This is a genomic window from Amphritea opalescens, assembly GCF_003957515.1.
Lineage (GTDB): Bacteria > Pseudomonadota > Gammaproteobacteria > Pseudomonadales > Balneatricaceae > Amphritea > Amphritea opalescens.
In genome coordinates this window covers 117,212-136,739 of record NZ_RQXW01000008.1, presented here as the reverse complement: position 1 = coordinate 136,739, position 19,528 = coordinate 117,212, and the positions used below count along the sequence as shown (strand labels likewise).

The following is a 19,528-nucleotide window of genomic DNA, read 5'->3' as shown; positions in this document are numbered from 1 at the left end:
CACTAGGGCACTTATAGTTGAATGCGGGTAGTTGATAGCGGGCAGTTGAATGCGAGGCTCACTGTATACAGTGTTCTATCATCCAAAAATTAAGACTGACAAAAAGGCTTCAACACCGCCGCAAGGTTATTGCCCAAAATAGGTGAGATATACCCGCCCTCTTGAATAATAACCGTTGGCTTATTCAGCGCTTTAATCCGTTTGCCGATATCCGCAAAACCTTCGGTGGTTAGCTTTAACACCGCAAAAGGATCTTGCTCTGATGCATCTAACCCTAGTCCAAGGATGACACATCGACTTACAGTAGCAGCATGATAGCAAAACTTCGCATGACACTGCGAGGAACCATAATAGGCTGATATCAGCGCTACGCTATGCCCAAGCCCTTCCCTTCGCAACAGATCACTGATGATAAGCGCCGCCCCAACAGGAGCGACTAGTGGCGGTCGTCGATTGAAACGAACTTAATAGACGAGCTTGATTGACGGACTTAATTAATGAGTTTAACTGACGAACTTGATTGAGTGGTTAAGTGGCTGGAGAATCACCATCCAGAATACCGGTTGGCCCACTAGCTAACTCACTGGGCGCCGGAAAGGCTTTTTTGAACAAGAAAGCCTCGGCGGTTGGCCCCTGTTTTCGCAGAGTGTTCAGCTTTTGCGCGGCCTCTTCGACTGACGGAATATGACCGGCGGGCACCCACCAAAGCACCATATAGGCTTCACCCATTCGGCTAAACCACTCTTTCTTGCGGCGCATGATCTCGACGTGGGCAGTCCGGTAAACGTAATGATGTAAATCCTCGACCGAAGCCCAGAGAGAAAGATTCACAATTTGATCAGTACCGAAATAATCAATGCCGGTGGCGTCACCCTCTTCGGTTTGCAGCCTCCAAACAAACCCAGGAGACTCTTCTGCCAACGCGTTGATCCTGTTCAGGTTCGCAACAAAATCCGAAAGTTGCGGTGAATCAATCGGCGCCAAAAGCTTGGCGATGTTGAGTTGCGCAATATGGTACTGACTCACACCTTTCTCCCTAAAAACACTGAATACCTCAAGTAGCTGTATACGTTAGCACGTCCAGCTACGAAGTGATGTTGCTCCGTTCAAAATCCACTAAACCAGGCTAAATAAGCTTGTTTAGTGGAGAAAAGCATCAAAACAGGTGAAATCCTGTGCTTTTTTATTTGAAAAAAAGAGGTTGAGTGTTTTGCGACTTCTTAATCGTAGTTTCCTTAATCCCTAGCAATAAAACCATTTGTAAATATTAATCATTCTACTCGACGAGCTATACCATCTAAAATAATTTTTTCTAGCGTACCGTTTGAATATGCGCGTTGCCATTGATAGTTAAAGGGGTATACGTTAGAACCATTTCCAGTTTTAATTTTCATCTTGAAACTGCTATTTACTTGAACTCGAGTTTGTTTTTCTTCTTCGCTCACTGCTAGTATATTAAAGTTCGCTGAGCGCTCGACAACCTGATCAGGAACGTTCATAACGTTTCCCCGAGTACCCTCATATGCCCAGTTCGGTTCATATGATGAGTTCGATATCGCAATAATACCACTGTCTTTTTCTATTGTGGTTATGTTTAGATTGGATTCAGCAACACCAGCTATTATTGCTTTCCAAACTTGATCATAAGAAGCTGCGTATGTTCTAGACTTTGTAATATCGGACTCAAATGGTAAAGTTCCGGGAGTAGCGCAACCCACAAGAGAAAAAACAGTAGCAATCAGACAGATTCCTTTTAAAAACATTATAACTCTTCCTTAATTAATTTAGTTCTTACAGTGTTATTGAATAACTGTGTTCAGCTATATCCTTGCTCTTCAATAGCCGAAATATATCTAACGATACACGCTTGGCGAGGTCTGGTTGAATCGGCGCGTTGCCTTTGGGCATAGCATCCATCATACTTTGCAGAGTTTTTTATACTGGTCTAACCACCCCAGCATATCTTTCCGTTCTCTTGACTTGTACGGGCATTGATCTTTGGATACCTCTCCTTCAACCCAACTTGAACGGCCCAGCATGTTATTGCCGATGTACTGGTACTGTCAACTTAAACTGACCATCATTTTAGATGATTCCCTTGAACAAGGTTGATGAGCGTATCACTATTATCCTTTAAGAATTTTAGACAAACGTCCGTTTGTCTAAAATGTAAATACACTCACACAGGCTGCGCAACACTACACCGCCTGCCCCGCCGCAAAACCGGAAGCCCAAGCCCAATTAAAATTATGCCCCCCCAGATGGCCAGTCACATCGAGGCATTCACCGATAAAATAGAGCCCCTCTACCTTTTTTGCCTGCATCGTTTTCTGGTTGATCTCATCGGTGTCGATACCACCCAGTGTGACTTCGGCGGTGCGATAGCCTTCGGTGCCAGAGGGTTTGATGCGCCAGTGACAAAAAGCCGTATTGATCGCTTCCAACTGTTTATTGGACAGATTACCCAGCGCACCGGTTAACTCAAACTTTCCGCAAAGGATTTGTGCCATCCGTTTGCTCATCTGCTGCGCCATGATCGTAGTGATATCAGCTTTGGGACGACTATCTCGCTGCTCTTTCAACCATGACAGTAGATCAAACCCAGGGAATAGATCGATCTCCACCTCTTCTCCCGGCTGCCAATAGTTAGATATCTGCAAGATCGCTGGGCCACTTAAGCCGCGATGGGTAAAGAGCATCATTTCAACAAAGCTGGTGTGGCCAATACTCGCTCTCACTTGATGAGAGACGCCCGACAGTTCGCTTAACACCTCTTTATCTTTCGGTTGCAGAGTGAACGGCACCAATGAGGCGCTACGGGGCAACACCGTTAAACCATACTCAGTGGCGATATCATAGGCGAAGCTGGTGGCACCACCATTGGGAATCGACAAACCACCGGTGGCGATAACCACCGAGGTCGCACTGATATTGCCATTACTGGTTTGCAGCTGAAAACCGTTTGGGCTTTGTTTCAGCTGATGCACTTCGGTATTGGTTCTAATCTCAACCCCAGCCCATTCACATTCGGTCATCAATACCCGTAATATCTCTTTGCTGGAGTCATTACAGAACAACTGCCCGAGTGTTTTCTCGTGATACTCGACACCATGACGATCGACGAGATCGATAAAATCCTGCGCAGAATAACGACTCAACGCTGATTTACAGAAGTGAGGGTTTTGTGAAATGAAATTCGCGGGGGAGTTATGGATATTGGCGAAGTTACAGCGTCCGCCGCCGGACATCAGGATTTTGCGCCCAATTTTTGCGGTATGTTCCAACACCAGCACCGACCGGCCACGATAGCCCGCCGTGGCCGCACACATTAAACCGGACGCACCGGCACCCACGATCACCACATCAACCTGTTGCAAGGGACATATTTCCTGCTAAAAAAAGAGAAACATTGTACCTAGTCGGGTCAATTCTAGCGAGCGCTACCGGCGCTTATTATCACGACTTATGGCTACCATCACACAGTGGTGGGGTTAGGGTTTGTTTACAGTTACACAGAAAGACGGCTTCACTCTTACGGGCAACAAAGACCAACGGATCGATGCCCGTACCTTTATGAGAACCATCACAGAAGGGTTGTGCGGCAGAACGACCACAGGCGCACCAAACATAGGTTTCACCTGCGATTAAATCGACTTTGATTGGTGTATCACCAGCACGATGAACATCAGCATGAGACATAACCTGATCTCCGTTTAAGGCTTACAGTTTATCTGCAAGTACAGATAAACGTAGATGAACCTTACCCAGAGATCAAATTTGGGGAGGAATTATTCTGCGTCAGATTCGGTTTTACGGGCTTCTTCAGCACGTTTCAGACGACGAATTTTATCCGCCAAGGGTGTATTACGCTGTTGCTGAACGGCGCCATCGGCTTGTTCGGCTTCGCGTGCTTTTTCATACACAGACTTATGCTTCTTTTTCTGTTCAAGATTACGACGACGACGGCTTTCATAACTATCCGGATCGGCTAGTTTTTCACTCCGGCGCGGGATATCTAAAAAGATAGGTCTAGGTGACGTGCGCTTTTTCTTTATACGGGACATTTCAATTACCTTTATGGCGGCGAGCCGAGCGATCACTCTGTGACTCTGCGTCTAACCGTTCCTGTTCTATTCGTTCAAGCTCAAGCCTTTCAGCTTCAAGCCGCTGTTGTTCCCATTTTTCTAGCCATTCGGGCACGGTCTCGTAGGTTATCTGCCCTAGTTGACCGCCTCGAAGCTCATTGAGCAATATCTCTGAGGCTTTATGGATATCAATGACACCACCGGGCCTTAGGCCTCCGCGTTTACGACCAATCGCTTCCAATACCAAATCACCTCGTTCAGGCAACTCTTTAAGCTTGTAGCGATTAATCAGCAGCTCGGGATAATCCTTACGTAAAAACTCTGCGGCATAGAGCGCAATATCTTCATACTCAATAGCGGTATTCTTGATCGCACCACTCGCCGCTAGCCGATAACCTGAATCAATATCTTCAATTTTAGGCCACAGCATCCCCGGCGTATCGGACAACGCCATACCGTTTTTCAACGTAAAGCGCGTTTGCCCTTTGGTCACCGCCGGTTCGTTGCCGACTTTGGCAATACGTTTGCCCATTAAGGCATTGATCATGGTGGATTTGCCCACATTGGGAATCCCCATAATCATGGCACGCACCTGACGAGCGTTGTTACTGCGCGATGGCACCAGCTTATTGCACAAATCGGGGATACTACTAATCAGCTTTTTTTGCTGATAATCGATAATTAGCGCCTGCGTATCCGGCAAACCGTTGTAATAGTCGGCCCACTCTTGGGTGCGCTGCGGGTCTGCTAGATCACTTTTGTTAAGTAATTTAATGACTGGCGTCCCCTTGCGCAACTGAGACACCATCGGGTTTTCGCTGGACACAGGCAAGCGGGCATCAAGTACCTCGATAACCACATCAATCTCATCCATCACCTTGGCGATCTCTTTACGGGCCTTATGCATATGGCCAGGAAACCAGTTAATTGTACTCATATTCTCAGTCTGCTAAATCAGGGAGCAACATTATACCTGTCGCATCGAAAACAGCGACTTCTTTCGGCCAATATCATCATATCGAATTACTTGTAATGGTGAGTTAGCTTACTGACAACCCATACCGCTATATATATGCTTTAATTATAGGTAGTTTACTCAGGAAAAAGGCAGCCATGGATATGACAGCAGATTCACCCGTACTGATGGCACGACAGCCGATCTTTGATCGTCATCAGCGCGTGATTGCCTATCAACTGCTATACCGCGACGAACAAAACGCCGACAACCCGCTTTTCGCCCAGGCAGGTAACAGTAGTGAAGTACTATTGAACGCCTACACCAGTATTTCCGATCAAGGGGAGCTTAAGCGCGTACCGGCATTTATTAATCTCAGCCGCCCGTTACTGCTAGCCGAGACCTTTCCTGAACTGCCGCGTAAAAACATTATTCTGGAAATTCACCAGAACATACAGGTGGATCGCGAGGTCATCGTCGCCGTCTACCGTTTAGTCAAAGCCGGTTACCGGATCGCGCTCGATCATTTCACCTATCAAAAGGCATACGAGCCACTACTGAAAATGGCTCAAATCATCAAACTCGATGTTAAACACCTAACCACCGAGGCGATAGCTGAACAGGTTCAACTACTGAAGCCGTTTAAAGTGACCTTGTTAGCCGAAAACATTCAAACGGTCGAGATGATGGACCAATGCACCAAGCTCGGCTTTAAACTGTTTCAGGGGCAATTTCTCAATACCCCTAAACGGGAAAAAGGTAAAAAAGGTAAAAAAGTAGATCCTAACCAAGCCGCCCTATTTGAGTTAGTTCAGGAGTTACAAAACCCCAACACCACCCCCGAACGTCTTGAGAGCCTGATTATTCGCGACCCGGTCATCACCTATAAATTGCTACGCATCATCAACTCTGCCGCCTATTCACTGGTGCGTAAAGTTGAATCACTGACAGAAGCGATTGTGATGCTTGGCATGACACAGATTAGAAAATGGGCCACCTTAATCGCGCTTAATAACCAAAGCGGTAGACCGGAAGAGATCAGTCGCGCCCTACTCGTGCGCGGCCGAATGTGTGAAGAGATTGCCACCGCGTTGAAGCGCAAGAATCCCGGCAGTTACTTCATGACAGGCATGATGTCTAACCTTCATCTACTCTTGGATACCGATCGTGAAACCATGCTGAGAGACGTTCCCCTCAGCGATGAAATTAAGAATGCTATTTTGCTCAATGAAGGAGCGCTGGGCGAAGTGCTGATGAATGTCAGCAACTACGAAGCCGGTGACTGGGACTTACTGCCTACCAACTTCGATTCCAACCTCTATGAGAGCTGCTATCGCAAAGCCCTCGACTGGAGCAAAGAGGCGATGCAGGCACTCAATGAGCTAAGCTAAGCGATACAGGCTAAGCGATCTGGGCTAAATGGTCTGGGCTAAATAATCTGAGCTAAGAGATCGCTATGTGCTCTGTTTCGTGAATCGAGACAACAAACTCTCATAGCTAACAATCACCACCCTATGCCAGACTCACTTATACCAGACCCACCTATTAACCTACTAACCTACTAGCAATAGACTCAACCGCTACCCTGTGACCTGCTGATCAGGGTGTGCCTTGATAAAGGGCGCTAGCTGTATACAGTTTTCATTGACCCGAGTGATATTAGGGTAATGGCTCATATCGCAATCGAATCGATAGGCATTATAAACCTGAGGCACGAGGGAGATATCCGCCAAGGACACCTGGTTACCAAAACAGAAGTCGCCCGCACTCTCTGCTAGCATCTGCTCAAGGGCATCAAACCCTTGATAAATCCAATGCTGATACCAGTCAGTTTTCTGCTCACTGCTCACCCCAAGTTCAGAGACTAAATACTTCAACATACGCAGATTATTGACCGGATGTATATCACAGGCCACCAGCAAAGCCATCGCTCTTACCTTGGCGCGGTCGTCAATTGAAGAGGGTAAAAACGGGCTAATATTGGGGCAGCGTTCATCCAAATATTCACAGATCGCTATCGACTGGGTTAACAATAAATCCCCGTCTTGCAGTGCTGGTATAAAGCCCTGAGGATTACGCGCTAGATGCTCAGCAGAACGTTGTTCACCATCGATTAGGCTCACCTGTTGCTGCTGGTAATCAAGCTCTTTTAGATTAAGGGCGATACGAACGCGGTAAGCCGCCGATGAACGAAAATAGTCATACAGAATCATTTAACAAACACTCTATTATAATTTATTTATTATTTAACAATGCTTTATAAAGACTACTTAATGCAAAAAATAACATGAGCAGAATTAATACAGCATTATTACCACATCCCATCGTGGGCTGGCCCACCATAAGCGATGAACCCTAACCAATGAACTCTCACAGGGTATTCATGAGATAAATGACCGTTACAAGATCAAACCAGCACCACTGATCAACCCAGTGTCTGCTGCAGATTCTCGCTTAACCAGCCTTGAAAAAACTCAATAAACAGACTCACTTTTGGCGGCATATACTGACGCTCAGGATACACCGCATACAAGCTTAATCGCTCGGCTTGATAGTCCGGTAATAACAACTCAATACGCCCTTCATCAACATAAGACTGAATGACAAAGGAGGCTAAATTCGCCACCCCCCTATCCGCCAAAACCGACTGTAAAACCAACAAACTATTATTGGCTCTGAGATCACCACTCACCTGTACAACATGACTAGCGTCACGGTTACTGAGCGTCCAGACATTCGTATTGGTGGCCAACATAAACACGAGACAGTTGTGATCTTTAAGTTCTTCAGGTGTTTCTGGCCGTCCATGCTTTGCCAAATAAGTAGGACTGGCACACAGAAAGAGTGGGATTGAAGCAATCTCACGGGCAATCAAACTGGAGTCAGGCAGCCTTGGATTGGTAATCCTCAGGGCAAGATCAAACCCCTCTTTCAGCAACTCTACATCACCGTCATCCAACGCCACCTCAAACTGTATCTCAGGATAAAGCCGCATAAATTCCGGAATCGCTTTAGATAGCAACAATTGACCAAAGGTCATATTACAGTTGATCTTTAATACCCCCTGAGGCTTGCCTTGCAGCTGCGACACGAGGCTCTCAGCTTCCCTTACCTCAGCTAGAATCAACTGACACTTCTCATGATAGGCTGAGCCCACCTCAGTGACGCTGAGACGGCGAGTGGTACGTTGCAATAGCCGAGCACCCACATGCTCTTCTAGGTGGGCTATCTGCTTGCTCACGGACGAACTGGAGATTCCCAGCTCGGCCGCCGCCAACGAAAAGCTCTTTAGATCCACCACCCGGACAAATACGCCCATTGCTGACAACACATCCATTACTCGGTCTCTCTATTATCACGGTCATCGCTAACGCTATCAGGGCTTAACGGAAGACACAAACTTAATTCAACGAGATTCATCAACATAAAAAAAGCAAAAAAAAGCGGCCTTTTCAGCCGCTTAGATAAAATCTAGAGATCATTCAAAACAGTTAAAGCGGCACAATCAATACCGGCCGTTTCGAATGGTGCATCACTTTGTTGGCCGTAGAGCCCATCAAAAACTGCCCCATGGCCGAATGGGTACGGGTACCCATCACAATGACATCCGCCTCTATCTCATCCGCAACTCGCAGAATCGTACGCCAAGGCGTGCCCTCTTCTACTCTCGATGTTAGCGTACCATCGGTTAGAAGCTCACTCTCTTCGAGTTCCGTTTTACAGAAACGATCAATGCGCTGCTCAATCTTCGCTTTAAGATCTTTCAAACTTTGATCGTGTAACTCGTTCAAGTCATGCTCATTAATCATCGTTTCGACAATGCTCTGAGCCGATGCGCTGAGCGGCTCTATCACATGCAGATAGGTGATCTCTGAACGGTAGTGCCCACAGAGGCTGATAGCCGCACGAAAGGCTGGGCGTGAACCCTTATCAATATCAGAAGCGTAAAGAATCTTTTTTACATCAGGGAGCATAAGTAAACCCTCAGACTAAAAAGGCCCCTCAGGGCCTTAGTTGTTGAATACTTGTTAACGATACAACAGTTCGGGTAGGAAAAGCGATATCGATGAAAAGAGCGTAATCAAGATCAAACGCACAATATCAGCACACCAGAACGGGGTAACCCCTTTGAAAATAGTACTGGCTTTGACATCTTTCAATACCGCGCTCAACACGAATACGTTCATCCCCACCGGCGGCGTTATCAGGCTGATCTCAGTCACCACTACAACCACGATACCAAACCACACCAAGTCAAAGCCTAGGCTCTGCACGAGCGGGAAGAAAATTGGCACTGTTAGCAGCAACATCGACAAACTTTCAAACACCATACCCAATACGATATAGATCGCCAAAATCACGAGGATAACGACCATTGGCGCAACATCTAAGCTGTTAACCAAGTCGAGCAGATCCCCAGGAAGTCCGGCACGGTTGATAAAGTTGGAGAAGATCAACGCACCGATCAGTACGGAGAACAGCATGGCTGATGTCCGTGCGGTATCGGTCAGGATATCAAACAGAGTACCAAAGTTCAGAGAACGACGGTAAAGCGCAATAAGGAAGGCACCACCCGCACCGATACCGGCCGCTTCCGTCGGGGTAAAGACACCCAGATAGATACCGCCCATCACGATGGAGAACAGAATTAGCACACCCCAAACACCGTTCAGTGCTTGCAAGCGCTCAGGCCATTCCATTTTTTCGCCACAAGGGCCCGCTTCCGGTGTACGCCATACAACATAACGTACCGCTGCCAGATACAGCAGAATACCAATGAAGCCAGGAATAAAGCCCGCCGCAAACAGTTCTCGGATACTGGTTTCAGTTAACAAACCATAAATAACCAAAATAACCGATGGTGGTATCAAAATACCCAAGGTGCCACCCGCCGCGATAGACGCGGTTGCCAGCGAATCAGCATAACCATATTTACGCATCGGAGGCATGGCCACTTTTGCCATGGTTGCCGATGTTGCTAGGCTGGAACCACAGATCGCTGAGAAGCCACCACAGGCGACCACGGTTGCCATGGATAGTCCACCCTTACGATGACCCAGAAAAGCATAAGATGCGCGGTATAACTCATGGGACAGTCCGGATTTGGTTACCAGATTACCCATCAATATAAATAACGGAATAACGGACAGACCGTATTCCTGTGACGTATCAATCACCCGCTTCGCGGCCATTGATAAAGCACCGTTCCAGCGAAATTCCATAAAATTGTCAAAACCAAGACCCTGCATATATGCAAAGCCAAAAAAGCCTACCAGCCCCATTGCAAAAGCAATCGGTACCCGGATGACCACGATAATCAGCAGCAGTATTGCAAAGCCAGTTAATGCAGTAATCATTCTGAGAACACCTGTAACGTTGTCAGCGTATTTATAGGGAAATTACTGAGATCAGTCCCGCGACAAGAATAACAGACGGTAAACACCGTAACTGATCATCAGGGCGGCCGTTATCCAGCTCATAATAGCGATATATTCGACCACATAACCGGTAGGGAACTGGAGAAACTCAGTTACCTCTGAGCGACGTAAAGAACGTTCCGCAAGCTCAAAAATTCGGACGGCCAAAAAATATAGCGATGTCGACATTAAAAAGGCTGCTACTAGCCCTAAAATCTTAATCAGCGTGCTTCCCATCATGCGATCAAGAATATCAACCACAACGTGTCCACCACGCCACGTAATCACCGGCATTTCAGCAAAGACCATAATGGCGATTGCCATTTCCGTCAGTTCGGTGGTGCCATCAACAGAGTTACTCAAAAAGTAACGTCCGAAGACATCCGCGCAGGTCAACATCATCAGTAAAAACAGTGTTACGGCAGCAATCAACTCAAGGAAAAAGGCCAGCCAAATGACTGGCCCCTTTTCCTCGTAGTGCGCTGTTACCCAGGCACTAAAGGTCATAGCGCGCTCCTTACTTATAGCTACGGGCAATCTGACGCAGTTCTGTCAGTGCTGCTTTGGCATCAACGCCGCGATCAGCAACCGATTCATAGAACGCTTCATCCATACCCTTAGTCAGCTCATTGAACTCTACGTCCAGCGCATCACCTGGTTTAACCATAGTGATATTCACACCGGCTTCTTCTGCGGCTTTAAGACCAGCAATATCGCCCTGGTCCCATGCACGACCGGCCATTGCCGATAGCTTTTCACCGGATACGCTCAAAATCGCTTCGCGATCTTTAGGATCAAGGTCCGCAAGGAAATCAGGGTTCATAAACATCGCAAAGCTACCCATGTACATACCACCGGGCAGTACAACAACGTTGCGGGCGACTTCTTTCAAACGCAGTGATTTTTGCTCACCCATCGGAATGAAAACACCATCGATAACACCCTGCTGCATCATCTCATAGACTTTTGGTGCCGGTGCGCCAACTGCGGTAACGCCAAGACGTTCGCCAATCTCACCCTGAACACCACCACCTAAGCGGATCTTCTTACCTTTTAGATCTGCCAAAGAGGTAATAGGATCAACCATGTGGATCTGACCGGGTCCATGGGTAAACAGACCGATCACTTCAAGGCCTTCATGCTCGTTCGCTTTAGCAAAGTACTTCTGGTGAACACGCCAGTGCGCAACAGACGCGGCTTCAGCACTTGCACCTAGCAATGGTTGTTCAACCGCTTGCGTCAGCTTAAATCGACCTGGCACATAGCCATGGTAGCTCCAAGACACATCAACAACGCCATCTTCAACCAGTTCGAACATGGTTTTAGGGTGGCCAAGACCATATTCGATCTCAACTTTAACGCGACCGTCAGTCGCATCTTCAACCCATTTAGACCATGTAGGCCAAACGATAGCGTTTTGAGGGTGGGTAGGCGGCAACCAGCTAGCGACACGCAGTGTGGTTTCAGCCATAGCTCCAGCGGATAGGGACAGACCCAAACTGACAGCCGCTGCCGTTTTGAAAAATTTCATATTTGTCATTCGTTAATCTCCTGGCTTTCTCTTGCATGCTCAGACGCATGCCATTTTATTGTTATAGAGAACATAATAGGGCTGAGCCCTTTATTATTATCTATCCGCTTTAACATATCGGATCAAAGCTTAACAAAAGCATAACCGACAAAGTGATACATTACTATAAATTGAAGACATATAGACTGTATCAGAATGATTTTCTCAGCTTTAGCCGCTCAGAAACAGGATTCAAACATTCTTTTCGAATACTTCCTGATCAAAGCAACACAAACCTAGAACCTCCCTTTGACGTTACTTAATGTACCGCAATATTGTTTCCGACTATTAAGCGTTGATAGTCTGATACATTATTTAGTTAACATGTTAATCGAATAACCTCTGCCCGTAAACAAATTACCGCGACTTTATTGGACAATCGTCTACGACTTTCGCCCTAAGCCGCCTATCAATGTAGCAGCTTGAGCCTAACTCCGCCCCTACCCTTCCCCCTTGTTAACACAATGGACGAGTTTTTCAGCGGCTTACGACTTTTTATCCCTTTGAAAAAGCTATTAAAGCATCGCACTGAAGCGTCACCTAGCAACGGCTTTTTAAATCATTTCTCGGAGCTTTAGTTGATGGGATCGGTTTTTGCACATAGAATCAGTGCTTTATCCCGCACAACCGATGGTGAGTAGCGGAATTTTTTCCTTACTTAATGTTATGAGAACTCAATGAACAGACTTCGTTGTATTGAAGAGCTGGTGGATGATTTTAAGAACCAGCGACCGATCCGTGGTGGTTCTCTGATTATCACCATCTATGGTGATGCTATCTCCCCTCGGGGTGGCACCGTCTGGCTCGGCAGTCTGATCAAACTTCTTGAACCTCTCGGCCTCAATCAGCGCCTCGTCAGAACATCCATTTTCAGGCTCACCAAAGATGGCTGGCTTAGTTCATCACAGGTCGGCCGCAAAAGCTTTTACAGCCTCACCGACACCGGACGCAGACGCTTCGAAAGCGCCTTTAGACGTATCTACGCCGAGCTTTATCCTGAGTGGGATGGTAAGTGGGACCTAGTCATCAATACCCAGCTGGATATAGAACTGCGCAAAGTGGTCAAAAAAGAGCTTGAATGGTTAGGTTTCGGTAACATCGCCCCGAGTGTCATGGCACACCCCATGGCTGATATGATCGAAGTTAACGGCACACTACAGGAACTCTGTGTGCAAAATGATGTGATTCATATGAATTCAGAACTGGTGGGCGGGCAAACCTCAACTCCGCTTAAAGAACTGGTTAATGAGTGCTGGAACCTCAACCAACTGGCCGATGACTATCAACTCTTTCTCGAACGCTTTCGGCCGATCCTTAGGGCCGTTGAGAACCAGCCAGAACTCGATCCGGAACAGTGTTTTCAACTACGTACTCTGCTGATTCATCACTATCGTCGCATCCTGTTGAAAGACCCGCAGCTACCTGAAAAACTACTCCCCGCTGACTGGTCCGGCACCTCCGCCCGCGTGTTGTGTCGCAACATCTATCGACTGATATTCCAAGGGGCCGAGAACTTCCTGTCTGACACCCAAGAGACCGCCGACGGCCGCCTACCGGAACCGGCTCCACGCTTTTACAAACGTTTCGGCGGCTTATAAGACAAACGATTGATTGTTGCACCGCGGAAGCCTTTGTGGGATAAAGATAGGCTTTAGTCTAAACCCAATTACTATAAAGTACTGATTCTATGCCATTACCCTCCCCGACTGAACGCAGCTTGCAACACACCCGCACCGTCACGTGCCAAGGTTATAAACGCGCCGACGGACTCTGGGACATTGAGGGGCACTTAAGCGATATCAAAACTGTGCCGATCGAAATCAAGGAACGTAACAACGGTATCGTGGATGCAGGTGAGCCTATTCATTTATTGGCGATCCGACTAACCATCGATCTAGAGCTGAATATCCTCGATGCGGTGGCTAGCATGGACAACACGCCCTTTCGTATGTGCCCGTCGATTGCCGATCGCTACTCTTTATTAACCGGCCAGCAGATTGCGCCCGGCTTTACGAAAAAGTGTAAAGAGCTATTCAGCGGTATTAATGGCTGCACCCACTTACTTGAGCTGCTCGGCCCTATCGCCACCACCGCATTCCAGGCAACCCATCAAGAACGGCTAGATAAAGCCCGCCAAGATGAAAATCATAAGCCATTTAACCTCAACACCTGCCACACCTTTGACAGTGCAGGCGAAGTGGTTAAAAAGTATTGGCCCGCAGCCTACGAGCCCGCCGAGCTGATTGATGTCAGTGAGATTGATTAACCGGCATCTCAGCAACCCGCGCCAATATAAAGTCGATAAACAGCCGCACTTTTCCCGGAATATATTTACGCTCGGGATAGAGCATATTCACTTCCCGCGAGTGGGGCTGCCAACTCGGCATCAGTCGCTTTAAACGCCCCGCCGCTAATGAATTCTGTACCACATATTCCGGCAAATTCACGATCCCTAAACCATTTTCAGCCGCGCGGGCCGCGAGACTCAACTCATCCACTTTTAGCCGTGCTTCCCCCTCAATTCTCACCTGCTCGCCACCCGCACCGGTAAAATTCCACACCTGGGTTCGACGGGCAACGATCAGGGTGTGCTGATATAGATCTTCTGGATGCTTGGGCGATCCGCGCCGAGCGAGGTAGTCTTCACTGGCACAAACACTGAAGCGTGATTCTAACAGCGGACGTGAGATCCAATTTTGTAAACGCACCTCACCAATACGAAACGCCACATCGATCCCCTCTTCAACGAGATCGATATTACGGTTAGCCACGATCAATTCGAGGTTAATGCGCGGAAACTGCTCCATGAATAGGAAAAACCAATCCATCATCAGATCATTGGTTAAACTAACCGGGGCCGTTACCCGCAGTAGCCCCGAAGGCTCAGCCAACTCATCGTCTAACTCCTTCGCGGTAAACTCTAACTCGACAAATAACGGCTGACAGCGATTGTAAAACTTCACGCCGGCTTCGGTCAGCACCAATTTTCGTGCGCTACGGTGCATCAGCTTATAGCCTAAATCCTGCTCGAGTTGCTGCACCTTACGGCTTACCGTTGAGGTTGGCACACCTAACGCCTGCGAAGCCGACAGAAAACTGCCCCGTTCAATCACTTTGATAAATATATACAGATATTGATAATTCATATCACCACTATAATCCCATATTTGGGATTATAGATTACACAAAAGCTCTAAGATTTTAAATAAGCAATCATATATGATGATTTCATCTCATAATAATAAAGATGAGGAGTGCAGAATATGAACATTGCAGCTCAACTGCCGGCAACCCATCCGGATATGCAGCAACTCTCACAACAGGTCCGCTTTCAAAAGAGCGACGGCACGGTTTGGTTTGGCGAACAACGAATGCTGCTCATGCAGCTCACCTCTCTGACCAACTTCAGAAAGGAGCAGATCCTCACCGTCGGATTAGAGCGCGCCAAAGGCTTCTTTATGCGCTTAGGCTATAGCCTCGGACAGCAAGATGCAGAACTAGTTAAACGACTGGCCGGCGATATTCCTCCCATCGAACTATTTCGCACCGGTTTTATGCTCGACTCTCTCAAGGGTTCAATGCGGGTAGAAGAACTCCAGTTGGAAGTCAGTGCAGAGAGCGATCATTTCTACGCCCTACTCCAGATGCATGACTCCTATGAAGCCGAGATGTTTACCTCTGAGCTAGGACTCACCGATGGCCCTGTCTGCTGGGCACTCGCCGGTCACGCGAGTAGCTTTTCATCGACGCTCTTGGGCCAAGAAATTATTTTCAAGGAGAAACAGTGTCGCGGCTGTGGTGATCATCAATGCCTCCTCGAAGGTCGCCCAGCCACGGAGTGGGAAGATTACGCTACCTACCGCAACTACTATAAATCCGCGCCTATTATCGATGAGCTCTATGAATTACAGGACCAGATCTCGGTCTTACGTCATAAAATCGATAACAGCCCAAGCTTGGGCAATTTTATTGGCGTATCCGAAGGCTTTCAAAAAGTCTGCAAGCTCGCCGACAAGGCTTCAGCCGGCAAAGTCTCGGTGCTATTACTCGGCGAGACCGGCGTTGGCAAAGAGCTAGTCGCCAAAGGTATTCATGATAACTCTCCCCGCGCCAAGCAACCCTTTATTGCGATTAACTGCGCCGCCATCCCCCCTGATCTGATTGAAGCCGAGCTCTTCGGGGTGGTCAAGGGCGCGTATACCGGCGCTACCCAGTCACGGGAAGGCCGCTTTGAACGGGCTAACAAGGGCACTATCTTTCTCGATGAGGTGATCGAACTTAGCCCCCGCGCTCAAGCAACACTGCTGCGGGCATTGCAAGAGGGGGAAATTGAACGGGTGGGTGATAATCAAACCCGCAAAGTGGATGTCCGGGTTATCGCCGCCACCAATGAATCGCTGCTTGAGGCCGTCGAACAAGGCCGCTTTAGAGCCGATCTTTATTACCGTCTTAATGTTTATCCGATTGATATCCCACCACTGCGCCAACGGCCTGAGGATATCCCGATGCTGACCGATCACTTCCTCAAGAAGTATGAAGCGTTCTACAACAAAAAAACCCTTGGTCTATCCGATTTAGCCACCAAAGCGCTGTCCCGTTACCAATGGCCGGGCAACGTCCGAGAACTTGAGAACGTCATTGAACGCGGCCTTATTTTGGCTGAAAACGGCGAAACCATCGATGCACAATATCTTTTCCCTAGCATGTCTATCGGTCAAGACAGTCAAGTCATCTCAGCGGAAGGTGGATTGGTTGATGCACCGTCGCAACAGATATCTCAACCAACATCACCTCGGGAACAAAACAGCACCTCCTGGATGGATCAAGCACTAGAACAGGGAGGCTCGATGGCCTCCATCGAAAAAAGCCTGCTAGAACACACCTTAAACAAGGCCCAGCATAATGTCGCTGAAGCGGCTCGAATGCTGGATATGACACGCCCAACGCTGGCCTATCGCCTAAAAAAACTCAATATTGAGGTAGAGTAATGCAATTAGAACACAGCCAACAATTGCTAACCCATGCGGTTCAATATGCCCTTCAGATTGAGGTCAAGGTAAACATCGCGGTATATGATCAAGGCGCTAACCTATGCGCTTTTCAACGCATGGACAACGCGCCACTCGGTTCGATTGAGATTGCCCAAAAGAAAGCCTATAGCGCTGTTATGTTCGGCGCCTCCACCGATAACCTAGGCCAACTGGTAAAAGACCAACAACTGGACGGTTTCGCACAAACCAATGGCGGGCTCATACTCTTTGCCGGTGGCGAACCCATCTATCAAGCCGATCAACTCATCGGCGGCATTGGTATCTCAGGCGGTAGTGCTGCACAAGATAAAGCCATTGCGTTAGCAGCCATTAAACAATCAGGATACAACAGATTAGGAGCGGACGATGTCGCTTAAACTGAGTGTCATTGATCAGTCTCCAGCCCATAACGGTCAATCACAAACGGCGGGGCTTCATTATTCCACCCAACTCGCCCAACTGTGCGAAGAGCTGGGCTATCACCGTTTCTGGATAGCAGAACATCACGACACTCCTAGCTATTCCAGTTCTTGCCCCGAAATACTGATTGCCCATATTGCCCAAAACACCCATAAAATCCGTGTCGGCAGCGGCGGCGTCATGCTTTCACATTACAGTCCATTGAAAGTCGCAGAAGTGTTTCGCACCCTCGAGGCACTCAACCCCGGTCGAATTGATCTAGGGGTTGGTCGCGCACCCGGCGGCACCGACCTGACCAGCCAAGCCCTCGCCTTTCCGAACACACCCAATACAGCAGCTCTATATCCACAACTGTTGAGCGACCTGAGTGGGTTTCTGCATGACAACCTACCCACTAACCACCCCTTTTCCGGCATCAACGCTACCCCGATCAATGCCGCAGCCCCGCAACTATGGACCCTAGGCTCCAGCAGCGGTAGCGTTGATCTAGCGGCTGAACTTGGACTCGGCTTTGTACTGGCGTTATTTATCGGCACCCATGACCGCCCCGCCGAAATATTTGCCCGCTATCAAGCTAAATTCCGCCCCAACGACAAAGGCATAGAACAACCCCAAACAATTCTCTCCGTCGCCTGCTTGGCCGCCGACAACCAAGAGGAAGCAGCCTATCTAGCGGCACCGAACATGTACTGGAAAGTAATGGCGTTTCGCCACGGTATTCGTGAGCATCTTCGCAGCCCTGAAGAAGCACTGAGCTTGTATAACAAGCTACCGTTATCGGATCAGGCTTATTACCAAGAAACCCTGAATTCAGTGATCACGGGCTCAGGGGAAGAATGTCGCGCAGAACTGGAACAACTGGCGGAACATTATCACGCGCAAGAGCTTATGCTGGTTAATGTTACCCATGATTTTGAAGATCGCTGTAACAGTTATCGCAAGCTAATGAACGCCTTCACCCCATCAGCTTAAACGTCGTATAAAGGGCGCTTCATCCAACATGACAGCGCCCTCTATTCCTCATCACTCAACCGCCTATTAAAGCAACCTGAGCCGTCGGGATTCAGGTACGCTAATCTGCACCTCATCGCCATCGACATTGAGCGTCAGCGCAACCGCTTGCAAGAGATGATGCTCCGCCCCCAGCACCGAGAGGTCCTCTTGATCGAGCCCCTGTTCGATACGCTTAAGATAAAACCGCCCCTCATGGGCATAAATCTTATCCCCCACCACCGGATGACCTAGATCACTCAACTGAGCCCTGATTTGATGTTTACGACCCGTGATGAGTTGGCACTCTAGCAATGCTCTACCCGCTTGAATACCTAACACCCGAAACAGGGTTTGACTGAGACGAGGCTTGAGAAAGCAATGGTGATCGGACACATCTGTTTCATCAATCACATAGACCTGACTACGAATAGCACTACCCAACCTCTCTGACAAACGGCACTCCATCCGTTTTGACGACCAGCTAGGAACACCCTCCACCCAAGCCTGATAAAGCTTTTTCTCTATCAGTTCATTCAAACGGGGCTTCCAACGACGATCAGCATCCGCATCCTTGGCTAAGAGAATAACCCCTGAGGTTTCACTATCTAACCGATGCAGTAAGCGCGCATCACAGTAAGGCGTTTGCCGCCGCACTAACGAGATCAAGGTATTGTACAAATTACGTGTCGTGCGACTAACCGGCAGATTATGTGGTTTAAATACCGCCATTAACTCTCTGTTTTGCCAGAGCAATAACCAGCGATCATCCACCGGTTCTTCCTGATGATATGGCAACATAACCCTTAGCTCAGACACATTGTTCAGCCCATCATCCAAGCCCATTCGATACTCGTCCGCATAGACATGGCCTTCTGCACAGAGCTGAGGCAACCGGTCAATATCCCCATTCGCCAAGCGATCTTGTAGGAACTCCGCCACCGTTAAGTGATGATAATCCGTCACCTTAAAAGAGAGTTTGAAGGGTTCCAACACAAGACCTCATCCGAATGAACATAAAAAAAGCCTCATAAGAGGCTCTGTCACAATAGTCGTGCAAT

21 protein-coding genes are annotated in these 19,528 nt (G+C 48.1%); 6 read left to right on the top strand and 15 right to left on the bottom strand.

Features of this window, described 5'->3' with window-relative positions:
- Window positions 1–89: 89 nt before the first annotated feature.
- From EH243_RS18780 to ylqF, 7 genes are all read right to left on the bottom strand, one after another.
- A complete protein-coding gene (locus tag EH243_RS18780; RefSeq protein WP_206441593.1) occupies window positions 90–398 on the bottom strand; it encodes an arginase family protein in 309 nt (102 codons plus the stop codon).
- Between the two features lie 130 nt (window positions 399–528).
- The gene (locus EH243_RS10800) at window positions 529–1,026 is read right to left on the bottom strand and encodes a DUF3291 domain-containing protein (RefSeq protein WP_126158674.1); all 498 of its coding nucleotides are present in this window, start codon (window positions 1,024–1,026) and stop codon (window positions 529–531) included.
- Window positions 1,027–1,271: 245 nt separating this feature from the next.
- A complete protein-coding gene (locus tag EH243_RS10795) occupies window positions 1,272–1,763 on the bottom strand; it encodes a hypothetical protein (RefSeq protein WP_126158673.1) in 492 nt (163 codons plus the stop codon).
- A gap of 435 nt (window positions 1,764–2,198) precedes the next feature.
- Window positions 2,199–3,377 carry a BaiN/RdsA family NAD(P)/FAD-dependent oxidoreductase gene (locus EH243_RS10790; RefSeq protein ID WP_126158672.1) on the bottom strand — a complete coding sequence of 393 codons (1,179 nt, stop codon included), beginning with the start codon at window positions 3,375–3,377 and terminating at the stop codon, window positions 2,199–2,201.
- Window positions 3,378–3,456: 79 nt separating this feature from the next.
- Entirely contained in the window at window positions 3,457–3,699 is a 243-nt protein-coding gene (locus tag EH243_RS10785) for a CDGSH iron-sulfur domain-containing protein (RefSeq protein ID WP_126158671.1), read from the bottom strand.
- A gap of 89 nt (window positions 3,700–3,788) precedes the next feature.
- Window positions 3,789–4,064: a hypothetical protein gene (locus EH243_RS10780; RefSeq protein ID WP_126158670.1), complete on the bottom strand. Its 276-nt coding sequence runs from the start codon at window positions 4,062–4,064 to the stop codon at window positions 3,789–3,791.
- Window position 4,065: 1 nt separating this feature from the next.
- Window positions 4,066–5,022: a ribosome biogenesis GTPase YlqF gene (gene ylqF / locus EH243_RS10775; RefSeq protein WP_126158669.1), complete on the bottom strand. Its 957-nt coding sequence runs from the start codon at window positions 5,020–5,022 to the stop codon at window positions 4,066–4,068.
- Between the two features lie 176 nt (window positions 5,023–5,198).
- Between ylqF and EH243_RS10770 the strand changes: the two genes are divergently transcribed.
- A complete protein-coding gene (locus EH243_RS10770) occupies window positions 5,199–6,431 on the top strand; it encodes an EAL and HDOD domain-containing protein (RefSeq protein WP_126158668.1) in 1,233 nt (410 codons plus the stop codon).
- Window positions 6,432–6,620: 189 nt separating this feature from the next.
- Here EH243_RS10770 and maiA read toward each other — a convergent pair whose 3' ends face one another.
- The 6 genes from maiA to EH243_RS10740 form a co-directional block, all read right to left on the bottom strand.
- Window positions 6,621–7,253, bottom strand: a complete 633-nt coding sequence (gene maiA / locus EH243_RS10765; RefSeq protein ID WP_126158667.1) for a maleylacetoacetate isomerase — start codon at window positions 7,251–7,253, stop codon at window positions 6,621–6,623.
- 212 nt (window positions 7,254–7,465) lie between these two features.
- On the bottom strand, window positions 7,466–8,377 hold the full coding sequence (locus EH243_RS10760; protein WP_126158666.1) for a LysR family transcriptional regulator: 912 nt from the start codon (window positions 8,375–8,377) through the stop codon (window positions 7,466–7,468).
- A gap of 154 nt (window positions 8,378–8,531) precedes the next feature.
- The gene (locus EH243_RS10755; RefSeq protein ID WP_126158665.1) at window positions 8,532–9,014 is read right to left on the bottom strand and encodes a universal stress protein; all 483 of its coding nucleotides are present in this window, start codon (window positions 9,012–9,014) and stop codon (window positions 8,532–8,534) included.
- Between the two features lie 54 nt (window positions 9,015–9,068).
- Entirely contained in the window at window positions 9,069–10,397 is a 1,329-nt protein-coding gene (locus EH243_RS10750; protein WP_126158664.1) for a TRAP transporter large permease, read from the bottom strand.
- A 51-nt stretch (window positions 10,398–10,448) separates the two neighbouring features.
- Complete coding sequence (locus EH243_RS10745; protein ID WP_126158663.1) at window positions 10,449–10,964, bottom strand: TRAP transporter small permease; 516 nt, start codon at window positions 10,962–10,964, stop codon at window positions 10,449–10,451.
- A 10-nt stretch (window positions 10,965–10,974) separates the two neighbouring features.
- Window positions 10,975–11,988: a TRAP transporter substrate-binding protein gene (locus tag EH243_RS10740; protein WP_420897537.1), complete on the bottom strand. Its 1,014-nt coding sequence runs from the start codon at window positions 11,986–11,988 to the stop codon at window positions 10,975–10,977.
- A gap of 716 nt (window positions 11,989–12,704) precedes the next feature.
- Between EH243_RS10740 and paaX the strand changes: the two genes are divergently transcribed.
- Both paaX and EH243_RS10730 read left to right on the top strand, forming a co-directional pair.
- Window positions 12,705–13,625 carry a phenylacetic acid degradation operon negative regulatory protein PaaX gene (paaX, locus tag EH243_RS10735; protein WP_126158661.1) on the top strand — a complete coding sequence of 307 codons (921 nt, stop codon included), beginning with the start codon at window positions 12,705–12,707 and terminating at the stop codon, window positions 13,623–13,625.
- Between the two features lie 89 nt (window positions 13,626–13,714).
- Window positions 13,715–14,293, top strand: a complete 579-nt coding sequence (locus tag EH243_RS10730; RefSeq protein WP_126158660.1) for a DUF2889 domain-containing protein — start codon at window positions 13,715–13,717, stop codon at window positions 14,291–14,293.
- Here EH243_RS10730 and EH243_RS10725 read toward each other — a convergent pair.
- The gene (locus EH243_RS10725) at window positions 14,277–15,173 is read right to left on the bottom strand and encodes a LysR family transcriptional regulator (protein WP_126158659.1); all 897 of its coding nucleotides are present in this window, start codon (window positions 15,171–15,173) and stop codon (window positions 14,277–14,279) included. The genes EH243_RS10730 and EH243_RS10725 overlap by 17 nt on opposite strands.
- 117 nt (window positions 15,174–15,290) lie before the next feature.
- Between EH243_RS10725 and EH243_RS10720 the strand changes: the two genes are divergently transcribed.
- Genes EH243_RS10720 through EH243_RS10710 form a run of 3 tightly spaced genes read left to right on the top strand, consistent with a single transcriptional unit; the run spans window position 15,291 to window position 18,449 of the window.
- Entirely contained in the window at window positions 15,291–17,015 is a 1,725-nt protein-coding gene (locus EH243_RS10720; protein WP_126158658.1) for a sigma-54-dependent Fis family transcriptional regulator, read from the top strand.
- Complete coding sequence (locus EH243_RS10715; protein WP_126158657.1) at window positions 17,015–17,434, top strand: GlcG/HbpS family heme-binding protein; 420 nt, start codon at window positions 17,015–17,017, stop codon at window positions 17,432–17,434. Before EH243_RS10720 ends, EH243_RS10715 begins: the two co-directional genes overlap by 1 nt.
- Window positions 17,424–18,449, top strand: a complete 1,026-nt coding sequence (locus EH243_RS10710; RefSeq protein WP_126158656.1) for an LLM class flavin-dependent oxidoreductase — start codon at window positions 17,424–17,426, stop codon at window positions 18,447–18,449. Before EH243_RS10715 ends, EH243_RS10710 begins: the two co-directional genes overlap by 11 nt.
- A 66-nt stretch (window positions 18,450–18,515) precedes the next feature.
- Here EH243_RS10710 and EH243_RS10705 read toward each other — a convergent pair whose 3' ends face one another.
- Window positions 18,516–19,460: an RluA family pseudouridine synthase gene (locus EH243_RS10705; protein WP_126158655.1), complete on the bottom strand. Its 945-nt coding sequence runs from the start codon at window positions 19,458–19,460 to the stop codon at window positions 18,516–18,518.
- Window positions 19,461–19,528: the final 68 nt, after the last annotated feature.